Source organism: Rhizobium sp. LjRoot30 (genome assembly GCF_964253915.1).
Taxonomy (GTDB): Bacteria; Pseudomonadota; Alphaproteobacteria; order Rhizobiales; family Rhizobiaceae; genus Metarhizobium.
Genome location: NZ_CAXUSG020000007.1, coordinates 295,716 through 319,362 on the forward strand (window position 1 = coordinate 295,716; position 23,647 = coordinate 319,362).

The window sequence follows — 23,647 nt, forward strand, 5'->3', positions numbered from 1 at the left end:
TCACTTCTCTCCGCTTTCGGTATCGATCAGCATGGTCACGCCGTCCAGCGCCCGGACATGGCCAACGAAGGCATAACCCCTGATCTCGAAGTTCTTATATTGGTCGAAGCTTGCGCAAGCCGGGGATAACATGACGGCGGAAGGCCCACCCGCATCCAGCGCCGAATCGGCAGCTGCATGGGCGACCGCCCGCTCCAGCGTTCCGGAAATCTCGTAAGGCACCGCTTGGCCGAGGGTTGCGGCAAACTCCGCCGCCGCCTCGCCGATCAGGTAGGCTTTGACGATCCGCGGGAAATACGAGGTCAGCGACGTGATGCCGCCCGTCTTCGGCAGGCCGCCGGCAATCCAGTAGATGCGGTCGTAGCTCGACAATGCCGGAGCCGCCGCATCGGCATTGGTCGCCTTGCTGTCGTTGACGAATACGACATTGCCACGGCGGCCGACCGGCTGCATGCGATGCTTGAGGCCGGGGAAGGATTTGAGCCCAGCCCGGATCTGCTCCGGCGACACGCCCACCGCCAGGCAGGCGGCAATCGCTGCCGCCGCGTTCTGGGCGTTATGGCTGCCACGCAGCGTCTGGATGTCGGTAAGGTCGGCGATCTCCGAGGCAGCCCCGGTCTCGGCACGGATGATGCGGCTGCCTTCGGCATAAAGCCCGTCGGCCAGCACCTGCCGGCGCGAAATACGGATAACCCTGGTGCCGGCCCGCTCGACGCGGTCGGCGATCAAGGCCGAAAAACTGTCGTCGACGCCGACGACGGCGACTTTGCTGCCGGCGACAAGCCGTTCCTTGACGTCGGCATAATGCTGCATGGTGCCGTGGCGGTCGAGATGATCGGGCGTCAGGTTGAGCAGGATACCGGCCGAGGGATTGAGCGTCGGCGCCAGGTCGATCTGGTAGGAGGAGCATTCAACGACGAAATAACGTTCCGCCTTCGGCGGCTCCAGCGTCAGGATCGCCGTGCCGATATTGCCGCCGAGCTGCGTATCGCGGCCGCTCGATTTGAGGATATGGGCGATCAGCGCCGTCGTCGTCGATTTGCCATTGGTGCCGGTGATGGCGATGAACGGGCAGTCGGGCGCATGCGCCCGCCGCTCGCGCACGAAAAGCTCGACGTCGCCGATCACTTCGACGCCGGCGGCTTTCGCAAGATCCACCGTCCAGTGCGGCTTGGGATGGGTCAGCGGCACGCCCGGCGACAGCACGAAAGCAGACAAGCCGCTCCAGTCGATCAAGCGCAGATCGGCGGTCGGGATACCCTCGGCAGATGCCTTGGCGACACTGTCGGGATTGTCGTCCCAGGCGGTGACGGCGGCGCCGCCGGCAACCAGTGCCCGCGCCGTCGCCAGCCCCGAACCGCCGAGCCCGAACAGCGCGACCGCCTTGCCCTTGAATGTCGTGACCGCGATCATCGGCTCACCGCAGCTTCAGGGTCGACAGGCCGACCATGGCGAGCACCACGGCGATGATCCAGAAGCGGATGACCACCTGGCTTTCCGTCCAGCCCTTCTTTTCGAAATGGTGATGGATCGGCGCCATGAGGAAGACGCGCTTGCCGGTCATCTTGAAGAAGCCGACCTGGATGATCACCGACAGGGTTTCCATGACGAACAGGCCGCCGATGATAACCATGACGATCTCATGCTTGGTGGCGACGGCAACCGAACCGATCAGGCCACCGAGCGCCAGCGAACCGGTGTCGCCCATGAAAATGGCGGCCGGCGGTGCGTTGAACCACAAGAAGCCGAGGCCGGCGCCGATCACCGCGCCGAGGATGACGGCAAGTTCGCCGGTGCCGGGCACGAAGTTGATCTGCAGGTAGCCGGCGAAGACCGCGTTACCCGCGAGGTAGGCGATGACGCCGAAGGAGGCCGAGGCGATCATGACAGGCACGATGGCAAGGCCGTCGAGGCCGTCCGTCAGGTTCACCGCATTGCCGGCGGCAACGATGACGAAACCGCCGAACAACACGAAGAAGATGCCGAGATCGATCAGGAAATCCTTGAAGAAAGGAAAGGCGACCGAAGAGCCAAAGCCGCCGCCATGCGCCGGATTGGACAGTGCCGTGTGCATCATGAAGTAGACGGCGATGCCGGCAATCACGAATTCGATGCCGAGCCGGGCCTTGCCGGAAAATCCCTTCTCGGTCTGCTTCGTGACCTTCAGGTAGTCATCGTAAAAACCGATGGCGCCGAAACCCAGCGTCACCAGAAGCGTCGCCACCACATAGACGTTGGAGAGATCCGCCCACAAAAGCGACGAGACGACGATGCCGGCAAGGATCATCAGCCCGCCCATGGTCGGCGTGCCGGCCTTCTTGAAATGCGTCTGCGGTCCGTCCGCACGGATCGGCTGACCTTTCCCCTGGCGGATTCGCAAGGAGGTGATCATGCGCGGCCCGAACAGGAAGACGATCGCAGCCGAGGTGAAGAGTGCTGCTCCGGTGCGGAAAGTAATGTATCGGAAGAGGTTGAAGAGTTGAAAGTGGTCCGCCAGTTCCACAAGCCAGATTAGCATAGGAGCCCTTTCTCAAGCCCAATCAAGATTGGCGCTCCGTGTCGGAAAACGCAGGATATTTGTCAAGCAGTGCTGCGACGATCTTGCCGAATCCGATGCCAAGCGACGATTTAATCATCAATACATCGCCCGGCATCACCGATGCGACGGCAAATTTCACCATGTCTTCGGTTGCCGCGCGATATTCGACATGAATGCTGGCCGGCAGCGCATCACGGAGATGGACCATCTCCGGCCCGGCAAGCCAGGCATGCTCGATGCCGCTTGCCAGAAGCGGCGATGCCAGTTCGGCATGCACCTGGGCTGCGAATTCGCCCATTTCCAGCATGTCGCCGAGAATGGCGACGCGCCGCCCCTCACCTTCCGGCTGCGCCGAAGCGAGCAGCGCCAGCGCCGCCCGCATCGAGGCCGGATTGGCATTGTAGCTTTCATCGATCAGCGTGAAGAAACTATCGTGGCCGATGGCGAGGCGATGGCGCTGGCCACGGCCCTTGACGGCCCGCAAGTCTTCCAGCGAAGCGACTGCCTCGGAAAGATCGGCGCCGACCAGCTTTGCCGTACCGAGCGCCGCCATGGCGTTTTCGGCAATGTGCCGGCCCGGAGCGCCGATCAGGATCTCCGTCGTCTCGCCGCTCAGCGTCGCCCAGACGACGGACCCTTCCGCCGAACCGTCGAAATCCGCCAATCGGAAATCGGCTTTGGCATGCTGCCCAAAAGAATACAGGTGCTCGATGCCGACATTCTGGGCGGTCTTTTCCAGGAATTCATACTGCTCGTTGTCGCGGTTCAGCACCACGGCACCACCCGGCTCGACACCCTCGAAGATTTCCGCCTTGGCTGCGGCGATTTCCTGCAGGTCGCGGAAATTGCCGAGATGGGCGGCGGCGATGGTGGTGATGATCGCCACGTGCGGACGCACCATCTTGACCAGCGGCCGGATTTCGCCCGGATGGTTCATGCCGATCTCGAACACGCCGAAGGCGGTATCGGCCGGCATGCGGGCGAGCGTCAGCGGCACGCCCCAGTGATTGTTGAAGGAGGCGACCGCCGCATGCACCTTGCCGGACGGCTCCAGCACATGGCGCAGCATTTCCTTGGTGGTCGTCTTGCCGACGGAGCCGGTCACGGCGACGATCTTGGCCGCAGACCTCGCCCGGGCGGCGGCGCCGAGACGGCCAAGTGCTGCCAGCACGTCGTCGACGACGATCATCGGCACGGTCAGACGCCCAAGCGCGGGGAGCTTCGCTTCGCTGATGACGAGAAGCGAAGCGCCGTTCGCCATGGCGACGCTGGCATAGTTATGCCCGTCGACACGGTCGCCCTTGATGGCAAAGAAAGCCTCGCCTTCGGAAATGCTGCGGCTGTCGATCGAAATGCCGGTCACGCCCTCCGGCAGGGTGCCGATCGGCCGCCCCACCATGGCAGAAATCATTTCGTCGGTTGTCCAAAGCCACTTCAATGCCTGCGCTCCTCCAAAGCCTTTCTGACTTCCGCATGATCGGAAAACGGCAGCGTCACGGCGCCCACCGTCTGCCCCTCTTCATGCCCCTTGCCGGCAACGATCAGCGTGTCGCCGGCCTCGAGCAGGGCAACGGCATGGCGGATCGCCTCGGCACGGTCGCCGATCTCGGTGGCGCAGGGTGCCGCCGCCATGATCTCCGACCGGATGGTCGCCGGCTCTTCCGAGCGCGGATTGTCGTCGGTTACGATCACCACATCGGCGAGCCGGCAGGCGATTTCGCCCATGATCGGCCGCTTGCCCTTGTCGCGGTCGCCGCCGCAGCCGAACACCACGACGACGCGGCCGGTTGTGAAGGGCCGCACCGAAGCGAGCACGTTCTGCAGCGCATCCGGCTTGTGGGCGTAGTCGACATAGGCAAGTGCCCCGTTGCCGGCATGGCCGACCAGTTCCAGCCGCCCGGACGCGCCCTTGAGCTTGCCCAGCGCCGCCATGGCATCGGCCGGCGCAACGCCGGTCGAAATCGCCAGTCCGGCGGCAACCAGCGCGTTGGCGATCTGGAAATCGCCGGCGAGCGGAATATGCACTTCGAAAATCTCGTCGCCGTGATGCACCTCGGCGACCTGCTTGTGGCGGAAATGCTCGACACGCTTCAAGCTGAGGAAGCTGCCCTGGCGGCCAACGGTGCGCACATCGTGGCGGGCAGCCGTCGCCACCCGGATCGCTTCCGCCGACCACGGATCGTCGGCGAAGATCACCGCCGGCGAGCCCTTCGGCAACAGCGTATCGAACAGCCGCATCTTCGCCGCCATGTAGTTTTCCATGGTCGGGTGATAGTCCATGTGGTCGCGACCGAGATTGGTGAAGGCAGCGGCCGACAGATGCACGCCGTCCAGCCGGCTCTGGTCGAGGCCATGGCTGGAGGCCTCCATTGCCGCATGCGTCACGCCGGCGCCGGCAAGCTCAGCCAGCAGCCGGTGAAGGGAAACCGGATCGGGCGTGGTCAGGGAACCGTAGTCGTCGCGGCCCGGAGCAATGACGCCCGTGGTGCCGATCTGCGCCGCAGCCCGGCCGGCGCCTGCCCAGATCTGCCGCGTGAAGGAAACGACGGAGGTCTTGCCGGCGGTGCCGGTCACGGCGACCATGGTCTGCGGCTGTGCGCCAAAAAAGCGGGCGGCGGCCAGCGCCAGGAAGCGCCGCGGCTCGGCAACGGAAAGAACCGGCACATCGGCGCTGTCCGCGCCATGTCCAGCCTCGGCAATCACGGCAACGGCACCGCGGGCGATGGCGTCGCCGATGAAGCGGGCACCGTTCGCCTTGCTGCCGGCAAGCGCCACGAAAAGGCTGCCGGGTTTGACGGCGCGGCTGTCGGCGGTCAGATCCGCCACGGCGATGTCACCGGCCTTGCCTTGGAGTTCAGTTGAGAGTTCCGGAAAATCGGCTCCGGCCAGTTCGCGCAGTTTCATCGGATATGCTTTTCTGTCCCTTGCGTCGCGCACCCCACGCGAATCGCTCGCCGCCATTCTTTCCCACTCAATAAGACTGCAGCAAGGCAGTACCGCCATCACCAAACTGCGGCTGGACGCCCAGAAGCGGTGCTGCACGACGAATGATGTCGCGCACCATCGGTGCCGCCGTATAGGATGCAATCGTGCCGCCGCCCTCGCCGCTACGCGGCTCGTCGCAGAAGGACAGGACGACGTAGCGCGGATTGCCCATCGGGAAGGCCGCGAGGAACGCGTTGAAGTTCAGCTTGCTGTCGTAGCGGCCATTGACCACCTTGTCGGCGGTGCCGGTCTTGCCGCCGACGTCGAAGCCGGCAACGCGGGCATTGCGGCCCGAACCGTTCACGCCGTTATATTCGAACAGGTAGCGCATATCGGCGCTGGTCTTGTCCTGGATCACCACTCTTGCGACCTCGTCGGCCTGTTCCTGGGTGCGTGGCAGGAAGGTCGGGTCGATGAGCTTGCCGCCGTTGATCAGCGCCGCACCGGCCACCGCCGTCTGCAGCGGCGTCGTGGATACGCCGTGGCCGAAGGAGATGGTGATCGAGTTGATCTTCTTCCATTCGCGCGGCTGCGACGGCATCTTCACTTCCGGCAGCTCGGTCTGCAGCTTGGTCAAGAGGCCGAGCTTGGTGAGAAACTCCTTCTGCGCCTCGATGCCGACGACATCGGCCATTTTCGCCGTGCCGATGTTCGAGGAATACTGGAAGATTTCCGGCACGCTGAGCACCCGGTGCTTGCCGTGGAAATCCTTGATGGTGAAGCCGCCAATGCGAATGGGGAACCGGGCGTCAAAACTGTCGGTCAGCTTGACCTTGCCGGAATCGAGCGCCATCGCCGTGGTGAAGGCCTTGAAGGTCGAGCCCATCTCGAACGTACCGTTCGACATGCGGTTGAGCCAGCCTTCGGCCGCGCCCTCCAGCGGATTGTTGGGATCGAAATCCGGCGCCGACGCCATGGCCAGCACTTCGCCGGTATTGGCGTCGATCACCACGGCACCGGCGCCCTTCGCCTTGTAGTTGGTCACCGCGTTGACGACGACATCGCGAACGATCGCCTGGACGCGCACGTCGATGGAGAGTTTTACCGGCTCCAGCGGCGTATCGCTGGTCATGCCCACGGCGGCAAGATCGGCCAGGCCCTGGTTGTCGATGAATTTTTCCATGCCGGCAACGCCGCGGTTGTCGATGTTGACGTAACCGACGATATGCGCGGCGGTGGCACCGCCCGGATAGAAGCGGCGCTTTTCCGGACGGAAGCCGATGCCGGGGATGCCGAGTGCGAGAATCTGGCTCTGCTGCTTCGGCGTCAGCTGCCGGCGCAGCCACTGGAAATGCGACTTGGACGACAGCTTCTTGTAGGTGCCCTTGAGGTCGAGATCCGGCAGGACAGTCGCCAGCATCTCCACCGCCTCGTCGGCATCGACGATCTTGTGCGGCTCGGCATACAGCGAAACGGTGCGGATGTCGGTGGCCAGCACTTCGCCGTTGCGGTCGAGGATATCCGGACGCGAGGCCATCAGCCGGTCGGCCGGCATGATGCTGGAAACGACTTCCGGCGAGGCCATGCCGTATTGCACCAGGCGACCGCCGATGATGCAGTAGACCACCGAAAAGCCGGCGATGATGATGGCGACCCGGCTGCGCGCCTGATCGCTCTTCTTCTTGACGGTCCCCTGGAAAGCCGAGGATTGCGTGCTGCTGCCGGGGCGATTGTGACCGCCTGCGGAAAAATGCGCCTTGCTCTTCAGCACCATGATACGGGAAAGAAAAGACATCAGGGTTTTACCGATCCTGTTGCGATTTTGTCCGTTGCCTTGTCCTTGGCGCCTTTCGCGCCATCCTTTTCGGCCGCTTCCGTTGCCGGCACGTCGGCCTTGAGCATCGGCAGTTCCATTTCCTGGGCGATCTGGCGCGAGTCGGTCGGCACCAGCTTCAGCTCTTCGGCATAGACCGTGATCAGCTTTTCGAGCCGGTTCGGCTGCGTCAGCAGCGCCCAGTCGGCCCGCAGCAGATCGATCGTATCCCGCTCCAGCTTGATTTCGGCTTCCAGGCGCTTGACCTCGTCGAGCTTCAACTCGGCGCGATGCTTGATGGAATAGGTCACCGTGGCGGTCACGGTCATGACGGCGATCAGAACGATGTCAAAGGTGCGCAGCATCGGTTCAGCCTCCAATCTTTCCTAGGCTCGTCAGGTTGGGGAGATCGAAGATCGAAAGGTCTTCCGTTTCGGCCGGGGCCAACGTGCGGCTACCGGCGCGCAGCTTTGCCGAGCGCGCCCGCGGATTGAGGTCCGCTTCCTCGTCGCTGGCGGCCACCATCGACTTGCCGACGGGATCGAAGGTCGCCGCCCGCTCATGCACCATCGGCATGTGGCGGGAGCCGGAGGCCTTGCCGGAACGATCGGAGAAGAATTTCTTGACGATGCGGTCTTCCAGCGAATGGAAGGTGACGACGACGAGGCGCCCACCGGGCTTCAGCGCCCGTTCGGCGGCAAGCAGCGCCTGCGCCAGCTCGCCAAGCTCGTCATTGACATAGACGCGCAGCGCCTGGAACACCCGCGTTGCCGGATGGATCTTGTCCTTGGCCTTGCGCGGGGTGACGATCTCGATCAGGCCGGCAAGGTCGCGCGTCGTCTGGAACGGTTCGCTGGCACGCTTCTTCTCGATGGCGCGGGCAATACGGCCCGCCTGCTTTTCCTCGCCGAGGAAACCGAAGATGCGGATGAGGTCGGACACCTTGGCGCGGTTGACGACATCGGCAGCGGAAACGCCCGATGCCGACATGCGCATGTCGAGCGGCCCGTTCTTCTGGAAGGAAAAACCGCGCTCTGCCTCGTCGATCTGCATGGAGGAGACGCCGATGTCGAGCACGACGCCGTCAAGCCCGCCGGCGGGCGCGTGGTTGGCAAGCCGGGAAAATTCCGAATGGATCAGGGAGAGACGGCCATTGCTTGCAGCGACCAATGCCTGGCCGCCGGCAATCGCCGTCGGATCGCGATCGAGCGCGATCACATCGGCACCGGCATTCAGGATCGCCGAGGTATAGCCGCCGGCGCCGAAGGTGCCGTCGAGGATGACCTTGCCGGGAGCCGGCTCGAGTGCTGCCAAAACCTCATTCAGAAGAACCGGAATGTGGCGAACCGGTCCGCCATCGGCTTCAGAAACAGATCCTCCGCCAAGATTCGCCACCATTCCGTTTCCCCGTCTTAATTGGGTCGCATTCCTTTCAGTTTGCGTCCCTCTCGCGCAGCCTGCTGCGTCTCCTGGAAGACCGTCGGCTGCCAAAGCTGAAAATGATCCGCCCGCCCGACAAATGTCACCTCGGTGGTGATACCGGTGAAATCGCGGATGAAATCCGTGACCATCAGCCGCCCCTCGGCATCGAGCTTCATGAAGACCCCGCCCCCGTGAATGAGGAGCGACATCTCGTTGGCATCCGGCGAAAAAGGATCTTCCGCCGAAATCTGGCGCTCGAAACGATCGAGCACATCCGGGCCCCCGACACTGATCGCCGGAAACACAAAATCCTGGAAGCAATAAAGCTCCTGGATGTTCCGCTGCGCCAAAACCGACCGGAACACGGAAGGCACGGACACCCGCCCCTTCGCGTCGATCTTGCTGGTCACGTTGGAAAGGAAACGGTTCATGATTCGATACAGCCGTTCCCCATCGAAGGGAGCGCCGCATCCGCCCCCGAAGATACACCCTATGAAACAAAGCATTCCTCATCCGGGGAGCGGGCAGCACCCCGTCAACTCCATCCTGGAGCTGGCCTTTATTTTGCGATGAGCGGGCGTCAAATCGCCCTTGAGCAGTGTGCATTTGGGATAACATGGGACCATATGGGCGTCAATGGGAACTGGCCGCCGACACCCGTGACAGCGTCAAACGTTTATAAGCCGTTAAGTTTAATGAATCGTTATAAAACCCCGGCCCTGCGGGGTTTGGCGGGCAATAGGCACAGAAACGGTCAATCGCTCGCCAATGAAGAAAAAGCGTTGCAAAACCAACGATTTGATTGAAATTTCCGTGAATTCCGGAAAAATATCAGGGGTAAAAAATTGCCAGTTGGCCTGTAAGCCGGGTTCTGTATGGCTCCGGTTGTGACACCGGTGCGTGGCAGCCATTCCTCTGGGACAGGACTTGCGCCCTGCCTCTCGCAACCCACCCGGATGACCGGCCCGGAAACGGGCTGTAACGCTTGCGCGCCCACGTCATCCCTATTCGGTCTTGCTCCCGGTGGGGTTTACCATGCCGCCCCTGTCGCCAGGCGCGCGGTGGGCTCTTACCCCACCCTTTCACCCTTACCCCGCCGGCTTTGGCGTCGCTGTCGACGACGCAAAAGCAGGCGGGGCGGTTTCCTTTCTGTGGCACTTTCCCTGGGGTCGCCCCCGCCGGACGTTATCCGGCACCGTGTTTCCGTGGAGCCCGGACTTTCCTCACCCTACCGCCTTTCGGCATTGGTAAAGCGCGGCTGCCCGGCCAACTGGCAGGGGGTCAATAGCCGAGAGCGGCATGGAATGCCACCGAAATATGCACGCTATCGCGTGTCAAAGAAATTCCGGTTTGAAATCCGTCGCATAGGCGCCGTCGCTGATTCGATTTCCGAGCATCAGCTCCGCCCCCAGCCGGCCGATCTCGTCCGAGCTCTTGGCCGAGGCACCACAACCGCCCGTCAGCACGGCGATGCGCGGCGAAGAGGTGAACCCGATTGCCGGATAGCCGCTCGGCGGAAACGAGGTGACGCAGGACGCGGTGGAAATCGATCGCACCGCCAAATCGGGGATGATCTCGCCCATGATGCGCACGAGGTGATCGCGGGCAAAGGCACGGCCGTCGGTGCGGAACCAGTCGCGAATGTCCGGCTCGGTGTGCAGTTGCAAATTGTCCGGGTCGCCGCCGATCTTCGCATAGATCCTGCCGTCGGGATACCGGATCGGCGGCAGCATGTAGATGCCGTCGCGTGGGTCCGCAGGCTCGCTGATCAACGACGGCATCGCAGCGAGCCGCATGGCCTCGGCCTCGTCGACCTCAAAGAAGACGATCGTGCGACCGTAAACCGTCATGGCAAGCCGATCCGGCAAGAGTCTCTCCGCAATCGAAAATCCACCCGCCGCCACCAGCACCTTTTCGGCGCTGTAACTGCGCCCCGTATCGGTGACGACCTCGACGTGATCGCCGCGATCATGCGTCGAAACAGCAGTCTCGCGGATGACGGCAGCACCTGCCTTTTCCGCCAGTAGAGACTGCGCCTTTACCAACCCTCGCGGACTGATGTGCCCGGCATTGCGCGCTTCGTGCACACCTTCGCTACCATCGGCAAAGGCAAAGAATGGAAACCGCTCGGCCAGCGCCGCATCGTCGAGAATATCGATCTCGACGCCGAGCGCGGCGGCAGCCTCCACGACGTTGGCGATATAGGCGCCGCCGTTGCTGCGCTTCTGGCCGGCGATGAGGCAGCCGGCGGGCGTGTAGAAATCGATGCCGCTCTGCTCGGCAATCTGGGCATAGCGGGCAATCGAACGATTGGCGAGGCGCGCCCAGTCGGCATCCTTGTCGATGGTACGGGTAATCCGGCCCTCGTCGTAATGACTGGCGAAAACGCCGCGATGGCCCTGCCGCTCGGCAGGCTCATCCGGGCCGAGCACGGCGACACCGTCTGACTGCAGCGCCAGGTGACGGGCGGCAGCGGCACCCATCATGCCGCGACCGATCACGAGAACTTTGAAATCCGCCGCCATGATCGCCATCCCCTTCAACGCCTGAAAGGCAAGCGATAGCATGACGGCGGGATTGCCGCATTACTTGAAGTCGGGACGAAAACGATTCATCCCCAGGCACTTACGGGACGCATTGGAAATATCAGTCGATCAGCGACTGCACCTTGCCGCAATAGCGCTTCGACACCGGATTCATGCGCTTGGCGGCATGGCCGGCATTGTATTTGAGGATGGTGCTGCAGGTTTCGCCGCCACCCAATTCGTGGGCCATGGCAAGGTATTTCATGCCGAAGCGGATGTTGGTTTCCGGATCGTACAGGCCTTTGCGCGTGCCGGAATAACCCATCATCCGCGCCGTCGCCGGTTTGATCTGCATCAGGCCGATCTCACCGGCGCTGCCGCGGGCCTTCGGGTTGAAATTACTTTCGACCCGCACCACCGCATGCGCCAGCGCGACGGGGACGCCATACTGCCGGGCATATTTGGAAATCAGCTGCGAATAGGGACCCCTGGAAGAAAAGGATGGCGCCGGATAACCGGTCGTGCGGGTGGTCGAGGTCAGCGATATCGTCTCGACACGGGCGGGCTTCTCAGCGGCAAAAGCGCAAGAAATCCCCGACAACAGCATGCCAAGGCATGCCGCAGCAGCAAAAGTCAGTCTCGTCATGTTTGAAGTTCTACTCCGACCCAAAGGCCTGCCGGACAGCGCGCCCACGCGTTTCGTCCTCGTGCGGATGTCCTCGGACGGCATCGCACGGCAGCAGCACCTTATCGTTTAAATTCGCAGCCAGCCCTTCCGGCGGCTGCCGTTCACGAGGGCCGTTAGACCAGCGCAATGCGGAAACAATAGGGAATTGCTGTGGCAGCGCAGCATTTTGCGGGAAATCGCCATTTCGGGGCGAATAAAGCCCCCCCTTCAACCGTTCAGTCCCGACCAAACCGCGGCAGGCCCGCAAGCAGGCGATGCAGCGTGTCGATGGTCGAGAAATCGGCGATGCCGTCGATCCGCTCCGGCCGGAAATGGCGTTGGAAAGCGTTGACGCACCCTTCGGTCTTCTCGTCGAACGCGCCTGTGATTTCAACACCGTACCCATACATCGACAACATCGATTGCAGGGCTTCGATCGGCTGGCCGTGATCGCCGCGCTGGAAGAAACGCCCGCCCATCGCCCGCCCCGGCTCGACCCAGTGGCCGACACCCTGCCGATGCAAGGTTTCCCAGGGAAACTTTTCACCCGGATCGACCTTGCGAACCGGGGCGATATCGGAATGCCCCAGCACCCGTTCCGGGGCGATAGCCCAACGTTGGCCGCAATCCAGACACAAATCGATGACGGCGGCAATCTGCGCCGGCGGAAAATCCGGCAGACCGCCGGGATGACCGGCATTGGCGATCTCGATGCCGATCGAAGCGGAATTGATGTCGGTCGCCCCGCTCCAGAAACTCTTGCCGGCATGCCAGGCACGCCGCGTCTCCGGCACGAGCTGCAGCACACGGCCGTCCTCGTGGACGAAGTAGTGGCTCGACACCTGGCTCTCGTCGCGACAGAGCCAGTCCAGTGCCCGGTCGGCACTGTCCATGCCGGTATAATGCAGGATGATCATGCTCGGCGCGCCGCCATCGGCACGTTCGCCATGGTTGGGCGAAGGCTTGACCTCCGCACCGGCATAGTCGGCAGTAAAGTGGGAGGTCATGCCGCGCGGCGTTCTTTCTCGATCGCCGCATACGCGGCATTCAGCGTCGCCATGCGATCATTGGCGATGGTGTGGAATTCCTCCGGCACGCCGCGGGCAATCAGCCGGTCGGGGTGGTGCTCGGAGACGAGGCCTCGGTAGTGCTTGCGGATCGTCGCAAAATCGTCCGACCGGTTGACGCCGAGAACGATATAGGGATCACGCCCTTCGACGAAGACGTGGCGGGCGGTGATGCGCTCGAAATGCGCCTCGCTGATGCCGAAAATCTCCGCCACCCGGGCGATGAAGGCCATTTCCTTCTCATGCAGGGCGCCGTCCGCCTTGCCGATGTGGAAAAGTCCGTCGATGACGTCTTCGAGCACCGGGCAGTTGGCGGCACAGGTGCTGCACAGGCCGGCCAGTTTTTCGGCATAGGCCTCGTAACCGGCGACGTCCTGGCGGGCGAGATTATAAAGGCGTGCGACGTTGCGCGCCTCGCTGTCGGGAAAATCGAAGATATGACGGAAAGCCGCCACTTCGGCTTCGGTCACCACGCCGTCGGCCTTCGCCATCTTCGCCGAAAGCGCGATGACCGCCACGGAGAATGCGACTTTGCGCCGAGTCTCCGGATCACCTTCGAACACCGTTCGAATGGCTTCCACCACCGCTGACAAGGCATTGCTGGCAGCGTCAGCGACTGCGCTCAGCAACTTCTCCCAGAAAGACATTATCGATCCATAGGCAAAAAAAATGCGTCGTTCTGCAAGCTGATCAAATAATCCTGTCAATTGCAAGATGGCCTTAGGATCGGTCCGGATTAAACATCGTTCACATTTGTTTCATCGCATCGCCACGCCCTGTGACACGATGACAGGCAGCGCAGACACGCTTTCGCCTGAGGAAACCTCAAAACTTCACTTTACACCTGCCCCCGGCTGTCGCATCCATGGCCCGAATGAACCATGAGCGGCGGTGCCGATGGCACCAAAGGAGGAACGATGGCGAAACAGAAAGTTGCAATGCTGACGGCCGGCGGCCTGGCCCCCTGTCTCTCGTCGGCGGTCGGCGGGTTGATCGAGCGCTACAGCGACGTCGCCCCGGAAATCGAACTGATCGCTTACCGTTCCGGTTATCAGGGCCTGCTGCTTTCGGACCACGTGTCGATCACGCAGCAGATGCGTGAAAAGGCCGGCCTGTTGCACCGTTATGGCGGTTCGCCGATCGGCAACAGCCGCGTCAAGCTCACCAACGCCGCCGACTGCGTCAAGCGTGGCCTGGTGAAGGAAGGTCAGAACCCTCTGGCGGTTGCGGCCGACCGGCTGGCCCAGGACGGCGTCACCATCCTGCACACCATCGGCGGCGACGATACCAACACCACCGCCGCCGATCTTGCCGCCTATCTCGGCGCCAACGGTTACAACCTCACCGTTGTCGGCCTGCCGAAGACGGTGGACAACGACGTCGTGCCGATCCGCCAGTCGCTTGGTGCCTGGACGGCGGCGGAAGTCGGCGCGAACTTCTTCGACAATGTCAGCAACGAGCAGAGCGCCGCCCCCAAAACCCTCATCGTCCACGAGGTCATGGGCCGCCACAGCGGCTGGCTGACGGCGGCGACGGCGCGCGCCTATATACAGAAGAGCAGCCGCAACGAGTATGTCGAAGGCCTGATGATGGACGAGAAGCTCAAGACCATCGACGGCCTCTACCTGCCGGAAATGGCCTTCGACCTCCAGGCCGAAGCCGCAAGGCTGCGCAAGGTCATGGAAACCAACGGCTTCGTCAGCCTTTTCGTGTCGGAAGGTGCCTGCCTCGATGCGATCGTCGCCGAACGCGAGGCGGCCGGCGAGACAATCAAGCGTGATGCTTTCGGCCATGTGAAGATCGATACGATCAATGTCGGCAACTGGTTCTCCAAGCAGTTCGCCGCCCTGCTCGGCGCCGAGCGCTCGATGGTGCAGAAATCGGGCTACTTCGCCCGCTCCGCGCCGGCCAACCAGGACGACCTGCGACTCATCCAGGGCATGGTCGATCTCGCGGTGGAAAGCGCCCTCAACAAGGTCTCCGGCGTCACCGGCCACGACGAGGCACAGAAGGGCAAACTCAGGACCATCGAGTTCCCCCGCATCAAGGGCGGCAAGCATTTCGACCTGTCGACCAAATGGTTCGGCGAAGTGATGGAAACCATCGGCCAGAAATACAAGCCGGCCTGATTGAACACTGGCGGCGCCCGGAAGTTTCTGGCAGGATATCTGCGGAGGAATCGATGTCCACGGAATATCTGGCGATTTACGCCGTTGGCGCCGCAATCGTCCTGGCCCTGCCGGGTCCAGGCAACTGTCTCATGATTTCCTACGGCCGCAGCAAGCGGCCGTTGCAGAGCGTGGCCGCGGCTGCGGGAATCATTCTGACCGGCACGGTGTTGACGACCGCCATCGCAACTTTCGTCGGCGTCGCAACCGGCCTTTCCGAGTTGCTTGGTGCCGTTCTGCGTGGCTGCGGCTTGGCTGTTCTGGTGTGGTCGGCACTGGCGCTCTGGCGCCTGCGCGGCATGACCGGCCTCGTCGCCGACAATGACAATCTCGACGGCAAAAACGCTGCCTCGGCCTTCCTCAAGGGGGCCAGAACAATGATCCGCAATTATTGGCAGTTGACACTGTTTGGCGCCCTCGCCACCCAGGCTGCTGGGCCTGGCATCACGAATTTCCAGCAAGTCATTGCTTTTCCTGTTATATTTTTTGCATTGTCGGTTTTGGCCAACTTTGCTTATGCCATTTTCGCCGGCCGTATCCACAAAAGGCTTCGTCGCCTGGAAACCCGGAAGATCAAGGGCAGAACCCGCGGCAAGCTGCGCGTCAACGCGGGAATCGTTAGCGTCGGCTATCGGCGCCTCGCTGCATAGCCAACTTGCCCCATGCTTGCGAGCCGTTCACGAATAGGTTAATGGGTGAAAAATGGTGTTAACAGTTTCCCCCTGTTTATGCGTTGCGGGGAGGCACGATTTCGCGAGAGTGATCAGATGGTAGCGATCGGACATGTCACCCTGAAACGCAATCTGGCATTGGCGGCCGTACTGACCGCAGGCCTTTCTGGATGCGCCAGCGTTGATGCGACTTCCGAAGCCGAATTGACTGCCGTGCAGACGGTTGTGCCCGTGGCCAAGCCCGGCACGGAAGTCGGCTACGCGACGACGGCCGAAGCGGGCGCGCAGACGACCGGTGCCGGAATGGTGACCACCACGGCAGCACTCGACACCTCCGGCGCAGCGGCAAATACGCCCGCGACGATGGCTTACGCGACGCAGACGACTTCGACCGCCACAACAGCCTTGACGACCGCGACGAACGACACGGCAACCGCCACCAGCACCACCGTCGTCGCCACCACGGAAACGCCGACCGACACCACGGCGCAGCAATCTATGACGGCGTCCTATGCAGAGATGCCGCTGACCGATGAAGTCACCGCCATCCAGTCGGTTATTCCGATGAAGCGCCCCAGCAGCGAACTCGCCTATGCGGCGACGACGGCAACACCGACGCGGGCGGCCTTTACCTCGATGAATTCTATGCTGGACTTCGACACCCGCCCGGCCAGCGCCATCCAGCCCGCCAGCCTGACCTTCCAGCCGAGCGATGGCGCCGCGGACACCGGCAACAAGGGTCCGCTCAAGGAACTGATTTCGAAATATGCGAAGCTTTACGAGGTTCCCGAAGCCCTCGTGCATCGCGTCGTGAAGCGTGAGAGCACCTACAATCCGAAGGCTTTCGCCCACGGCAATTACGGCCTGATGCAGATTCGCTACAATACGGCCAAGGCCATGGGTTACGAAGGCCCCGCTTCCGGCCTGTTCGACGCCGAAACCAACCTGAAATATGCGGTCAAATATCTGCGCGGCGCATGGATCACCGCCGATACCGACCACGACGGTGCCGTTAAGCTTTACTCCACCGGTTATTATTACACCGCAAAGCGCAAGGGCCTGCTGCATCTGACGCAGTAATTCCCTCCCCATTCAACTTTATCCACGCAGGTCGAGTATAGCCCTCAGCATGTGTTGCGGGCGATAATTCAGCCGTCCGGGCGTCAGTCCGAGTCGAACAACGACCAGTTTCGCCGACGGGGCGATGGCGACGGTCTGACCGTCATGTCCTTGCAGCCAGAAGATGTCCTCGGGCAAACCCGTTTCTTCCCCACCTCTCTGTCGCGGGCCGGCATGCCAGGCCTGCATCTCCGTATACATCCCGTTTGAGACCCCGGTCGGACGGCCCATTGCCGCGACAAAACCCTCGGGAAGCAGTCTTTCGCCGTTCCAGACGCCATCCTGCAGCAGGAACTGGCCGAAACGCGCCCAATCGCGTGCCGTGGCGTAGAGATAGGAACTCCCGACGAAGGTGTTGGCCGCATCGGTCTCGAAAACGGCGCTACGCATGCCGAGCGGCGCAAACAATGCCTGCCGGGGATAGTCGAGCGCTTCCTCCACCGATCCCGCCCGCGCCATCCACAGACGGGTCAGCAGCGTTGCCGTGCCCGAGGAATAGTTGAAGGCCGTTCCGGGTTTAGCCTCCAGCGGCCTGCTTGCAGCAAACGTTGCCATGTCCCGCTCCAGATACAGCATGCGGGTGACATCGGTGACGCTGCCGTAATCCTCGTTGAACTGCAGGCCATCCTCCATGGCAAGCAGATGCCGGATGCTGATCGCAGCGCGCTCGTCCCCCTTCCACGCGTCGAAGAGGTTCGTCTCATCAAGGCCGAGCTTGTCTTCGGCCATGACCCGGCCAAGGATGGCGGCATTGACCGTCTTGGTCATCGACCAGCCCAGCAGCGGCGTATCTTTGTCGAAACCGTCACCATAGGCCTCACCGACGATCCGTCCATCCTTGACCACGACGATGGCGCGCATGCCAGGCCCCGCCAGTCCGGCATCGGAAATCAATGCAGCGATACGCGGATCGCCGGCCTCGACCTGCTCGCCAGACGGCCAAGGCGCCTTCTCTGCCGGCACAGGTGCCGTTGGGGTCGCCACAGCGCCGACAAGCGCTGCACCATCGCCATCCGGCACCACGGTGCAGCCAAGCCCCGGGCGATAGACCGCCGTCGACGCCGCAAACAATCCCATGAAGCGCGAGGTTACCGTCGACGCTTCACGGTCGACACTGACCCGCAGCAGCTTGAGCAGAGGATGCCCCGGCGCCTGCACATCTTCGGCCAGGACCTGATCCGCATCGCGCCCGGCAAGAAAGACATTGGAGCAGACGATCTTGGCCGCATAACCGTCGCCTACCTTCAAGAGCAGCGGCGGTGCCACGGCAAGCCAGACGCCACCGCCGGCAATCGCTACGACGGCCGCCGCCCCCAGCGTCTTGAAGATCTTGCCCAACGCCATGCGACCATCTCCCTCGGTTGCGTCCAGACAAGCAGGTAGGGTTCGTGGAGGGAAATCACAATGTCTTCAGGGCGCGCCCTGCCCTGTCCTCAGGCTGCGTCATGAAGCTGTAGCAGTAGCGGAGTAGATGCGTTCAACCCAAACGGAGGGCAGACTCAGATGACCGAATTCGCACCCGACGCCGGCTTCCGCAAGAACCGGAAACTCAAGGACGCACTTCTGCAGCACAAGGCGCTGTCGAAGGCGGGTTTCTCCGAGCGCCTGTTCGGCCTGCTGTTTTCCGGTCTCGTCTACCCGCAGATCTGGGAGGATCCAGACGTCGACATGGCGGCCATGGAACTGGCACCGCAGCATCGCATCGTCACCATCGGCTCCGGCGGCTGCAACATGCTCGCCTATCTCTCCAAGGACCCGGCCCGCATCGACGTGGTCGATCTCAACCCGCATCACGTGGCGCTGAACCGCCTGAAACTCGCCGCCTTCCGCCATCTTCCGGCCCATGGCGACGTGGTGCGCATGTTCGGCATGGAAGAGGTCGAAACCAACAGCCTCTCCTACGATACCTTCCTGCTGCCCAACCTCGACGAAGCGACCCGTTGCTACTGGAACACCCGCACCAACATGTTCGGTCGCCGGCGCATCGAGGTCTTCAACCGCAACATCTACAAGACCGGCCTGCTCGGCCGCTTCATCGGCTTCGGCCACCTGATCGCCCGCCTGCACGGCGTCAAGCTGCAGGAGATCGCCGACACCCGCTCGCTGCGCGAACAGCGCCAGTTCTTCGAAGACCGTATCGCGCCGTTGTTCGACAAGCCGCTGATCCGCTGGATGACCAGCCAGAAGAGCTCGCTGTTCGGCCTCGGCATTCCGCCGCAGCAGTTCGACGAACTCGCCAGCCTCAGCGCCGGAAAGTCCATCGCCCCGGTCCTGTGCCAGCGTCTGGAAAAGCTAACCTGCCATTTCCCGCTGCGCGAAAACTACTTCGCCTGGCAGGCATACACCCGTCGCTATCCGACCGCGGAGGAAGGCATCCTGCCGACCTACCTGAAATCGGAAAACTATCAAGCGATCCGCCGCAATGCCGGCCGCGTCGAGGTGCATCACGCCAGCTTCACCGAGCTTTTGGCGCAGAAGCCGGCCAATTCCGTCGACCGCTTCGTGCTTTTGGATGCCCAGGACTGGATGACCGACAAGCAGCTCAACGAGTTGTGGGCCGAGATCACCCGCACCGCGACGCAGGGCGCCCGCGTCATCTTCCGCACCGCGGCGGAAAAGAGCGTCATCGAGGGCCGGCTGTCGGAGACCATCCGCGACCAGTGGACCTATCTGGCAGCCCGTTCGCAGGACCTCAACACCCAGGATCGCTCGGCGATCTACGGCGGCTTCCACATCTACGAAAAGGCCGCCTGATGGCCGTGGACGCAACCGCCGGCGACAACCACGCCGCCCGCATGGACCGGATGTACCGCTACCAGCGGCACATCTACGACCTGACGCGGAAATATTACCTCTTCGGCCGCGATCGCACGATCGCCGGCCTGGAGGTTCCCGATGGCGGCTCGCTGCTCGAAATCGGTTGCGGCACCGGCCGCAACCTGTTGCTCGCCCACAAGCTTTACCCGCAGGCTCGCCTCTACGGCCTGGATATCTCCGCCGAGATGCTATCCTCCGCCCGCAAGGCGTTTTCGGGCAAGGCGACGATGCCGGAATTCCGAGTGGCGGATGCAACGACCTTCACGGCCCAGACCTTTGGCACCGAGGGTTTCGACCGCATCATGATCCCCTATGCCCTCTCGATGATTCCCGCCTGGGAAGCCGCAATCGACGCGGCACTCGGCGCCCTCAAGCCCGGCGGAGCATTGCACATCGTCGATTTCGGCCAGCAAGAAAAGCTGCCCGGCTGGTTCCGCCGGCTTCTGCAGGCCTGGCTCAAGCGTTTTCACGTAACGCCGCGGGCCGATCTGGAAGAGGTACTGAAGCAGCGCTTGCCGGCTTACAACGCCACGATGCGTTTCGAACGCATCGGCGGCGGATATGCTTGGCGCGCCATAATTACGCCGAGTGCGACAATCTCCGCTTGAAAATAACGCAATTTTTACGTTGATATGGTGAAAAAGAGGTTCACACCTCTGAGGGGATCTCTATTCGCGGAAGCCATCAGTGGGTCATCGACACCATCCATCTTCGAATGGGACGCGTATGCGGCGGCTTCTTGTTGCGTTTTTGCCAGTGGTTATGCTCCTTTCCGGCTGCACGTCCGGCAGCTACGACCTGATCGAGACAGCCGCCATCCCGCCGAAATTCGAGGACAAGGACCCGCAGGATTTCGGCGCCAAACACCCCAGCCGTCATCCGGTGCACGGCATCGACGTGTCGAAATGGCAGGGCGATATCGAGTGGGAAAAGGTCAAGGCCTCGGGCGTATCCTTCGCTTTCATCAAGGCCACCGAAGGCAAGGACCGGCTCGATACCCGTTTCCACGAATACTGGCGGCGGGCCAACGCCGTTGGCATTCCGCATGCGCCCTATCATTTCTACTATTTCTGCTCGACGGCCGACGAACAGGCCGACTGGTTCATCCAGAACGTGCCGAAGGCGTCGATGGACATGCCGCCCGTGCTGGATGTCGAATGGAACGGTGAGTCGAAGACCTGCCTGACCCGCCCCGACCCGGATACGGTGCGCAGCGAGATCAAGCGCTTCATGGACCGGATCGAAGCCTATTACGGCAAGCGCCCGATCATCTACACGTCGGTGGATTTCCATCGCGACAATCTCGTCGGTTATTTCGGCGACCATCACTTCTGGGTCCGCTCCGTCGCCGCACACCCGGAAAAGACCTATGCCGACCGGCGCTGGGCCTTCTGGCAATACACCTCGACGGCCGTCGTTCCGGGTATACCGGGCAATACCGACATCAACGTCTTCGTCGGCACGCAGAAGAGCTGGAAGAAGTGGCTTGCCTCCGTCAACAAGCAGTGATTTTTGCTGCAAGTTCCGTCATCTTTCTTGCTTCCGTCACAATGTTCTGTGAAAGCCACCGAAGCTGAACAGAGAAAAAAGGATTGCCGTATGTCCCGTTTTGCCGCCCGTCGTTTTGGACTTCTGATGTGCTTCACGTCGATCCTGGCAACCACTGCGGCAGCGCAGGAATGTGGCGGCGATCTTTCGGCCTTCCTTGACGGCGTCAAGAAGGAAGCCGTTGCCGGCGGTATCCCGGCGGAGGTCGCCGACAAGGCGCTTGCCGGCGCCCGTATCGACGAAAAGGTGCTGTCGCGCGACCGTGCCCAGGGCGTCTTCAAGCAGACCTTCCTCGAATTTTCGCAGCGCACCGTCAGCAAGGCGCGCCTCGATATCGGCGCCAAGAAAATCAAGGAATATGCCGAAGTCTTCAATCGCGCCGAACAGGAATTCGGCGTTCCCGCCGGCGTGATCACCGCCTTCTGGGCGATGGAAACGGATTTCGGCGCCGTGCAGGGCGATTTCAACACCCGCAACGCCCTCGTGACGCTGTCGCATGACTGCCGCCGCCCGGAACTCTTCCGGCCGCAGCTGATCGCGCTGATCAAGATGGTCGAGCACGGCGATCTCGACCCGCAGACCAACACCGGCGCCTGGGCCGGCGAAATCGGCCAGGTGCAGATGCTGCCGAAGGACATCGTCGCCTTTGGTGTCGACGGCGATGGCGACGGCCACGAAAACCTCAAGGCAAGCTCCCCGGACGCCATCCTGACAGCAGCGAAATTCATCCAGCATCTCGGCTTCCGCCGCGGCGAGCCCTGGATCCAGGAAGTGACGCTGCCGGAAAACCTGCCGTTTGAAAAATCGGGCCTCGGCGGCACGATGACCGCGGGCGAGTGGTTCGCCGCGGGCGTCACCCCGCGTGACGGCAACACCAGCTTCGGCAACCTGCCGGCCGCGCTCGTTCTGCCGCAGGGCCGCAAGGGCCCGGCCTTCATCACCTATCCGAACTTCGGCATTTACCTGGAGTGGAACAAGTCCTTCATCTACACCACGTCGGCCGCCTATTTCGCAACGCGCCTCATGGGTGCTCCGACCTATGACAAGGGCAATCCGGAAACCGGCCTGAACGATACCGACATGCGGGCGCTGCAGACGAAGCTGCAGGCGCTGGGCCACGATGTCGGCAAGATCGACGGCATCCTGGGGTCCGGCACGCGCATCGCAATCCAGAAGGAACAGGCGCGTCTCGGCATGCCGGCAGACGGCTGGGCGACGCCAGCGCTGCTCGGCGCGCTCTGATCAACCGGTTGTCCCCGGTTTTCTTGTCTCGGTGACAAGAATCGGGTGGTTGGGGCGGCAGCCGCCGCCTACAGCCTTCCGCACGGTGCGGGAGGACGGAAATGGCAGGCGAAACGGAATACAGGATGAGCACCCTCACCTGGGGGCTTCTGGTGCTGCTCGGCCTCATCTGGGGCGGTTCGTTCTTCTTCGCCCGCATCGCCGTGCAGCAGGTTCCGCCCTTCACGCTGGTCTTCCTGCGGCTCTCGCTTGCCGCCCTCGCCCTGCATCTCTATCTCCACGGCCGTTTCGGCTTCTACGACGCGCTGCGCAGCCGCTGGCGGCAATTCCTGGTGATGGGGCTGATCAACAACGCCGTGCCGCACACGCTGATCTTCATGGGCCAGACCGAGATCGGCGCCGGCCTCGCCGCCATCCTCAACGCCACGACGCCGATCTTCACCGTACTGATCGCCAACAGCCTGACGAAGGACGAAAAAATCACCTCGGCAAAGTTGGCGGGCTGCATCCTCGGGCTGGCAGGCACAGCCGTGATGATCGGCCCCGGCGCCTTTGCCCGCAGCGACATCCCGTTCTGGGCCTTGCTGCTGCCGGTGCTCGCCGCGGTCTCCTATGGGTTCGCCGGAACCTACGGCAAGCGTTTTCGCGGGGTCGCGGCGCCGGTCACCGCCGCCGGCCAGCTGACCGCCTCCTCCTTGATGATGCTGCCGGTCTGTCTGGCCGTCGACTCTCCCTGGACGCTCTCCTTACCCTCCACCGGCGCCATCGCCGCCATCCTCGGCCTGGCGCTGTTGTCGACGGCCTTCGCCTACATCCTGTTCTTCCGCATCATGAGCCTGGCCGGTGCCACCAACACGTCGCTGGTGACGCTGCTCGTGCCCCCAAGCGCCATCCTGCTCGGCATCCTGTTTCTCGGCGAACATCTTGAGGCGACCGATATCGGCGGCATGCTGTTGATCGCCGCCGGCCTGGTCATCCTCGACGGCCGGATCGTGGCAAGACGCCAGCCGGGCTGAACCGGCAGGCAGAATCAACGCCTCGCTCGGCCGGAAAGTCCCCTTTGGCGGTCGACCACGCGCAAAGCCGGTTGCCACCGAGGACAATATTCATAAAAACCAGCGTTT

At 62.5% G+C, this 23,647-nt stretch carries 21 protein-coding genes and 1 other RNA gene; 8 read left to right on the top strand and 14 right to left on the bottom strand.

Annotated elements, in window-relative coordinates; translation table 11 throughout:
* From murD to ACSQ3I_RS16575, 13 genes are all read right to left on the bottom strand, one after another.
* A complete protein-coding gene (gene murD / locus ACSQ3I_RS16515; RefSeq protein WP_436000658.1) occupies positions 1-1,413 on the bottom strand; it encodes a UDP-N-acetylmuramoyl-L-alanine--D-glutamate ligase in 1,413 nt (470 codons plus the stop codon).
* A 4-nt stretch (positions 1,414-1,417) separates the two neighbouring features.
* Positions 1,418-2,518 (bottom strand): phospho-N-acetylmuramoyl-pentapeptide-transferase, encoded by a 1,101-nt coding sequence (gene mraY / locus ACSQ3I_RS16520; protein WP_436000660.1) that lies wholly within the window; start codon positions 2,516-2,518, stop codon positions 1,418-1,420.
* 22 nt (positions 2,519-2,540) lie between these two features.
* The gene (locus ACSQ3I_RS16525; protein ID WP_436000662.1) at positions 2,541-3,977 is read right to left on the bottom strand and encodes a UDP-N-acetylmuramoylalanyl-D-glutamyl-2,6-diaminopimelate--D-alanyl-D-alanine ligase; all 1,437 of its coding nucleotides are present in this window, start codon (positions 3,975-3,977) and stop codon (positions 2,541-2,543) included.
* Positions 3,974-5,443 (bottom strand): UDP-N-acetylmuramoyl-L-alanyl-D-glutamate--2,6-diaminopimelate ligase, encoded by a 1,470-nt coding sequence (locus ACSQ3I_RS16530; protein WP_436000664.1) that lies wholly within the window; start codon positions 5,441-5,443, stop codon positions 3,974-3,976. Before ACSQ3I_RS16530 ends, ACSQ3I_RS16525 begins: the two co-directional genes overlap by 4 nt.
* 67 nt (positions 5,444-5,510) lie before the next feature.
* Positions 5,511-7,259 (bottom strand): peptidoglycan D,D-transpeptidase FtsI family protein, encoded by a 1,749-nt coding sequence (locus ACSQ3I_RS16535; RefSeq protein WP_436000666.1) that lies wholly within the window; start codon positions 7,257-7,259, stop codon positions 5,511-5,513.
* Complete coding sequence (gene ftsL / locus ACSQ3I_RS16540; RefSeq protein ID WP_436000668.1) at positions 7,259-7,642, bottom strand: cell division protein FtsL; 384 nt, start codon at positions 7,640-7,642, stop codon at positions 7,259-7,261. Before ftsL ends, ACSQ3I_RS16535 begins: the two co-directional genes overlap by 1 nt.
* A 4-nt stretch (positions 7,643-7,646) precedes the next feature.
* A complete protein-coding gene (rsmH, locus tag ACSQ3I_RS16545; protein WP_436000670.1) occupies positions 7,647-8,675 on the bottom strand; it encodes a 16S rRNA (cytosine(1402)-N(4))-methyltransferase RsmH in 1,029 nt (342 codons plus the stop codon).
* Positions 8,676-8,689: 14 nt separating this feature from the next.
* Positions 8,690-9,130, bottom strand: coding sequence for a division/cell wall cluster transcriptional repressor MraZ (gene mraZ, locus ACSQ3I_RS16550; RefSeq protein WP_436000672.1), 441 nt, complete (start codon positions 9,128-9,130; stop codon positions 8,690-8,692).
* A gap of 413 nt (positions 9,131-9,543) precedes the next feature.
* An RNA gene (gene rnpB, locus ACSQ3I_RS16555) (RNase P RNA component class A) lies at positions 9,544-9,973 on the bottom strand.
* A gap of 60 nt (positions 9,974-10,033) precedes the next feature.
* Positions 10,034-11,224 carry an NAD(P)/FAD-dependent oxidoreductase gene (locus tag ACSQ3I_RS16560; protein ID WP_436000674.1) on the bottom strand — a complete coding sequence of 397 codons (1,191 nt, stop codon included), beginning with the start codon at positions 11,222-11,224 and terminating at the stop codon, positions 10,034-10,036.
* Between the two features lie 121 nt (positions 11,225-11,345).
* On the bottom strand, positions 11,346-11,870 hold the full coding sequence (locus ACSQ3I_RS16565; protein WP_436000676.1) for a lytic transglycosylase domain-containing protein: 525 nt from the start codon (positions 11,868-11,870) through the stop codon (positions 11,346-11,348).
* 257 nt (positions 11,871-12,127) lie between these two features.
* A complete protein-coding gene (locus ACSQ3I_RS16570; RefSeq protein WP_436000678.1) occupies positions 12,128-12,898 on the bottom strand; it encodes an N-acetylmuramoyl-L-alanine amidase in 771 nt (256 codons plus the stop codon).
* The gene (locus ACSQ3I_RS16575) at positions 12,895-13,605 is read right to left on the bottom strand and encodes a TerB family tellurite resistance protein (RefSeq protein WP_436000680.1); all 711 of its coding nucleotides are present in this window, start codon (positions 13,603-13,605) and stop codon (positions 12,895-12,897) included. Before ACSQ3I_RS16575 ends, ACSQ3I_RS16570 begins: the two co-directional genes overlap by 4 nt.
* A 270-nt stretch (positions 13,606-13,875) precedes the next feature.
* Between ACSQ3I_RS16575 and ACSQ3I_RS16580 the strand changes: the two genes are divergently transcribed.
* From ACSQ3I_RS16580 to ACSQ3I_RS16590, 3 genes are all read left to right on the top strand, one after another.
* Positions 13,876-15,087: a pyrophosphate--fructose-6-phosphate 1-phosphotransferase gene (locus tag ACSQ3I_RS16580; protein WP_436000681.1), complete on the top strand. Its 1,212-nt coding sequence runs from the start codon at positions 13,876-13,878 to the stop codon at positions 15,085-15,087.
* Between the two features lie 53 nt (positions 15,088-15,140).
* Entirely contained in the window at positions 15,141-15,776 is a 636-nt protein-coding gene (locus tag ACSQ3I_RS16585; protein WP_436000683.1) for a LysE family translocator, read from the top strand.
* A gap of 117 nt (positions 15,777-15,893) precedes the next feature.
* Positions 15,894-16,877 (top strand): transglycosylase SLT domain-containing protein, encoded by a 984-nt coding sequence (locus tag ACSQ3I_RS16590; protein ID WP_436000685.1) that lies wholly within the window; start codon positions 15,894-15,896, stop codon positions 16,875-16,877.
* A gap of 18 nt (positions 16,878-16,895) precedes the next feature.
* Here the strand turns inward: ACSQ3I_RS16590 and ACSQ3I_RS16595 are convergent, their stop codons facing one another.
* Entirely contained in the window at positions 16,896-18,260 is a 1,365-nt protein-coding gene (locus ACSQ3I_RS16595) for a serine hydrolase domain-containing protein (RefSeq protein WP_436000687.1), read from the bottom strand.
* A 159-nt stretch (positions 18,261-18,419) separates the two neighbouring features.
* Between ACSQ3I_RS16595 and ACSQ3I_RS16600 the strand changes: the two genes are divergently transcribed.
* From ACSQ3I_RS16600 to ACSQ3I_RS16620, 5 genes are all read left to right on the top strand, one after another.
* Positions 18,420-19,670: a DUF3419 family protein gene (locus tag ACSQ3I_RS16600; RefSeq protein WP_436000689.1), complete on the top strand. Its 1,251-nt coding sequence runs from the start codon at positions 18,420-18,422 to the stop codon at positions 19,668-19,670.
* Positions 19,670-20,341 carry a class I SAM-dependent methyltransferase gene (locus ACSQ3I_RS16605; protein ID WP_436000691.1) on the top strand — a complete coding sequence of 224 codons (672 nt, stop codon included), beginning with the start codon at positions 19,670-19,672 and terminating at the stop codon, positions 20,339-20,341. The genes ACSQ3I_RS16600 and ACSQ3I_RS16605 overlap by 1 nt, the downstream gene beginning before the upstream one ends.
* 118 nt (positions 20,342-20,459) lie before the next feature.
* Positions 20,460-21,242, top strand: a complete 783-nt coding sequence (locus tag ACSQ3I_RS16610; RefSeq protein WP_436000693.1) for a glycoside hydrolase family 25 protein — start codon at positions 20,460-20,462, stop codon at positions 21,240-21,242.
* A 126-nt stretch (positions 21,243-21,368) separates the two neighbouring features.
* Positions 21,369-22,523 (top strand): lytic murein transglycosylase, encoded by a 1,155-nt coding sequence (locus ACSQ3I_RS16615; protein WP_436000726.1) that lies wholly within the window; start codon positions 21,369-21,371, stop codon positions 22,521-22,523.
* 125 nt (positions 22,524-22,648) lie between these two features.
* Positions 22,649-23,539 (top strand): DMT family transporter, encoded by an 891-nt coding sequence (locus ACSQ3I_RS16620; protein ID WP_436000695.1) that lies wholly within the window; start codon positions 22,649-22,651, stop codon positions 23,537-23,539.
* Positions 23,540-23,647 lie beyond the last annotated feature (108 nt).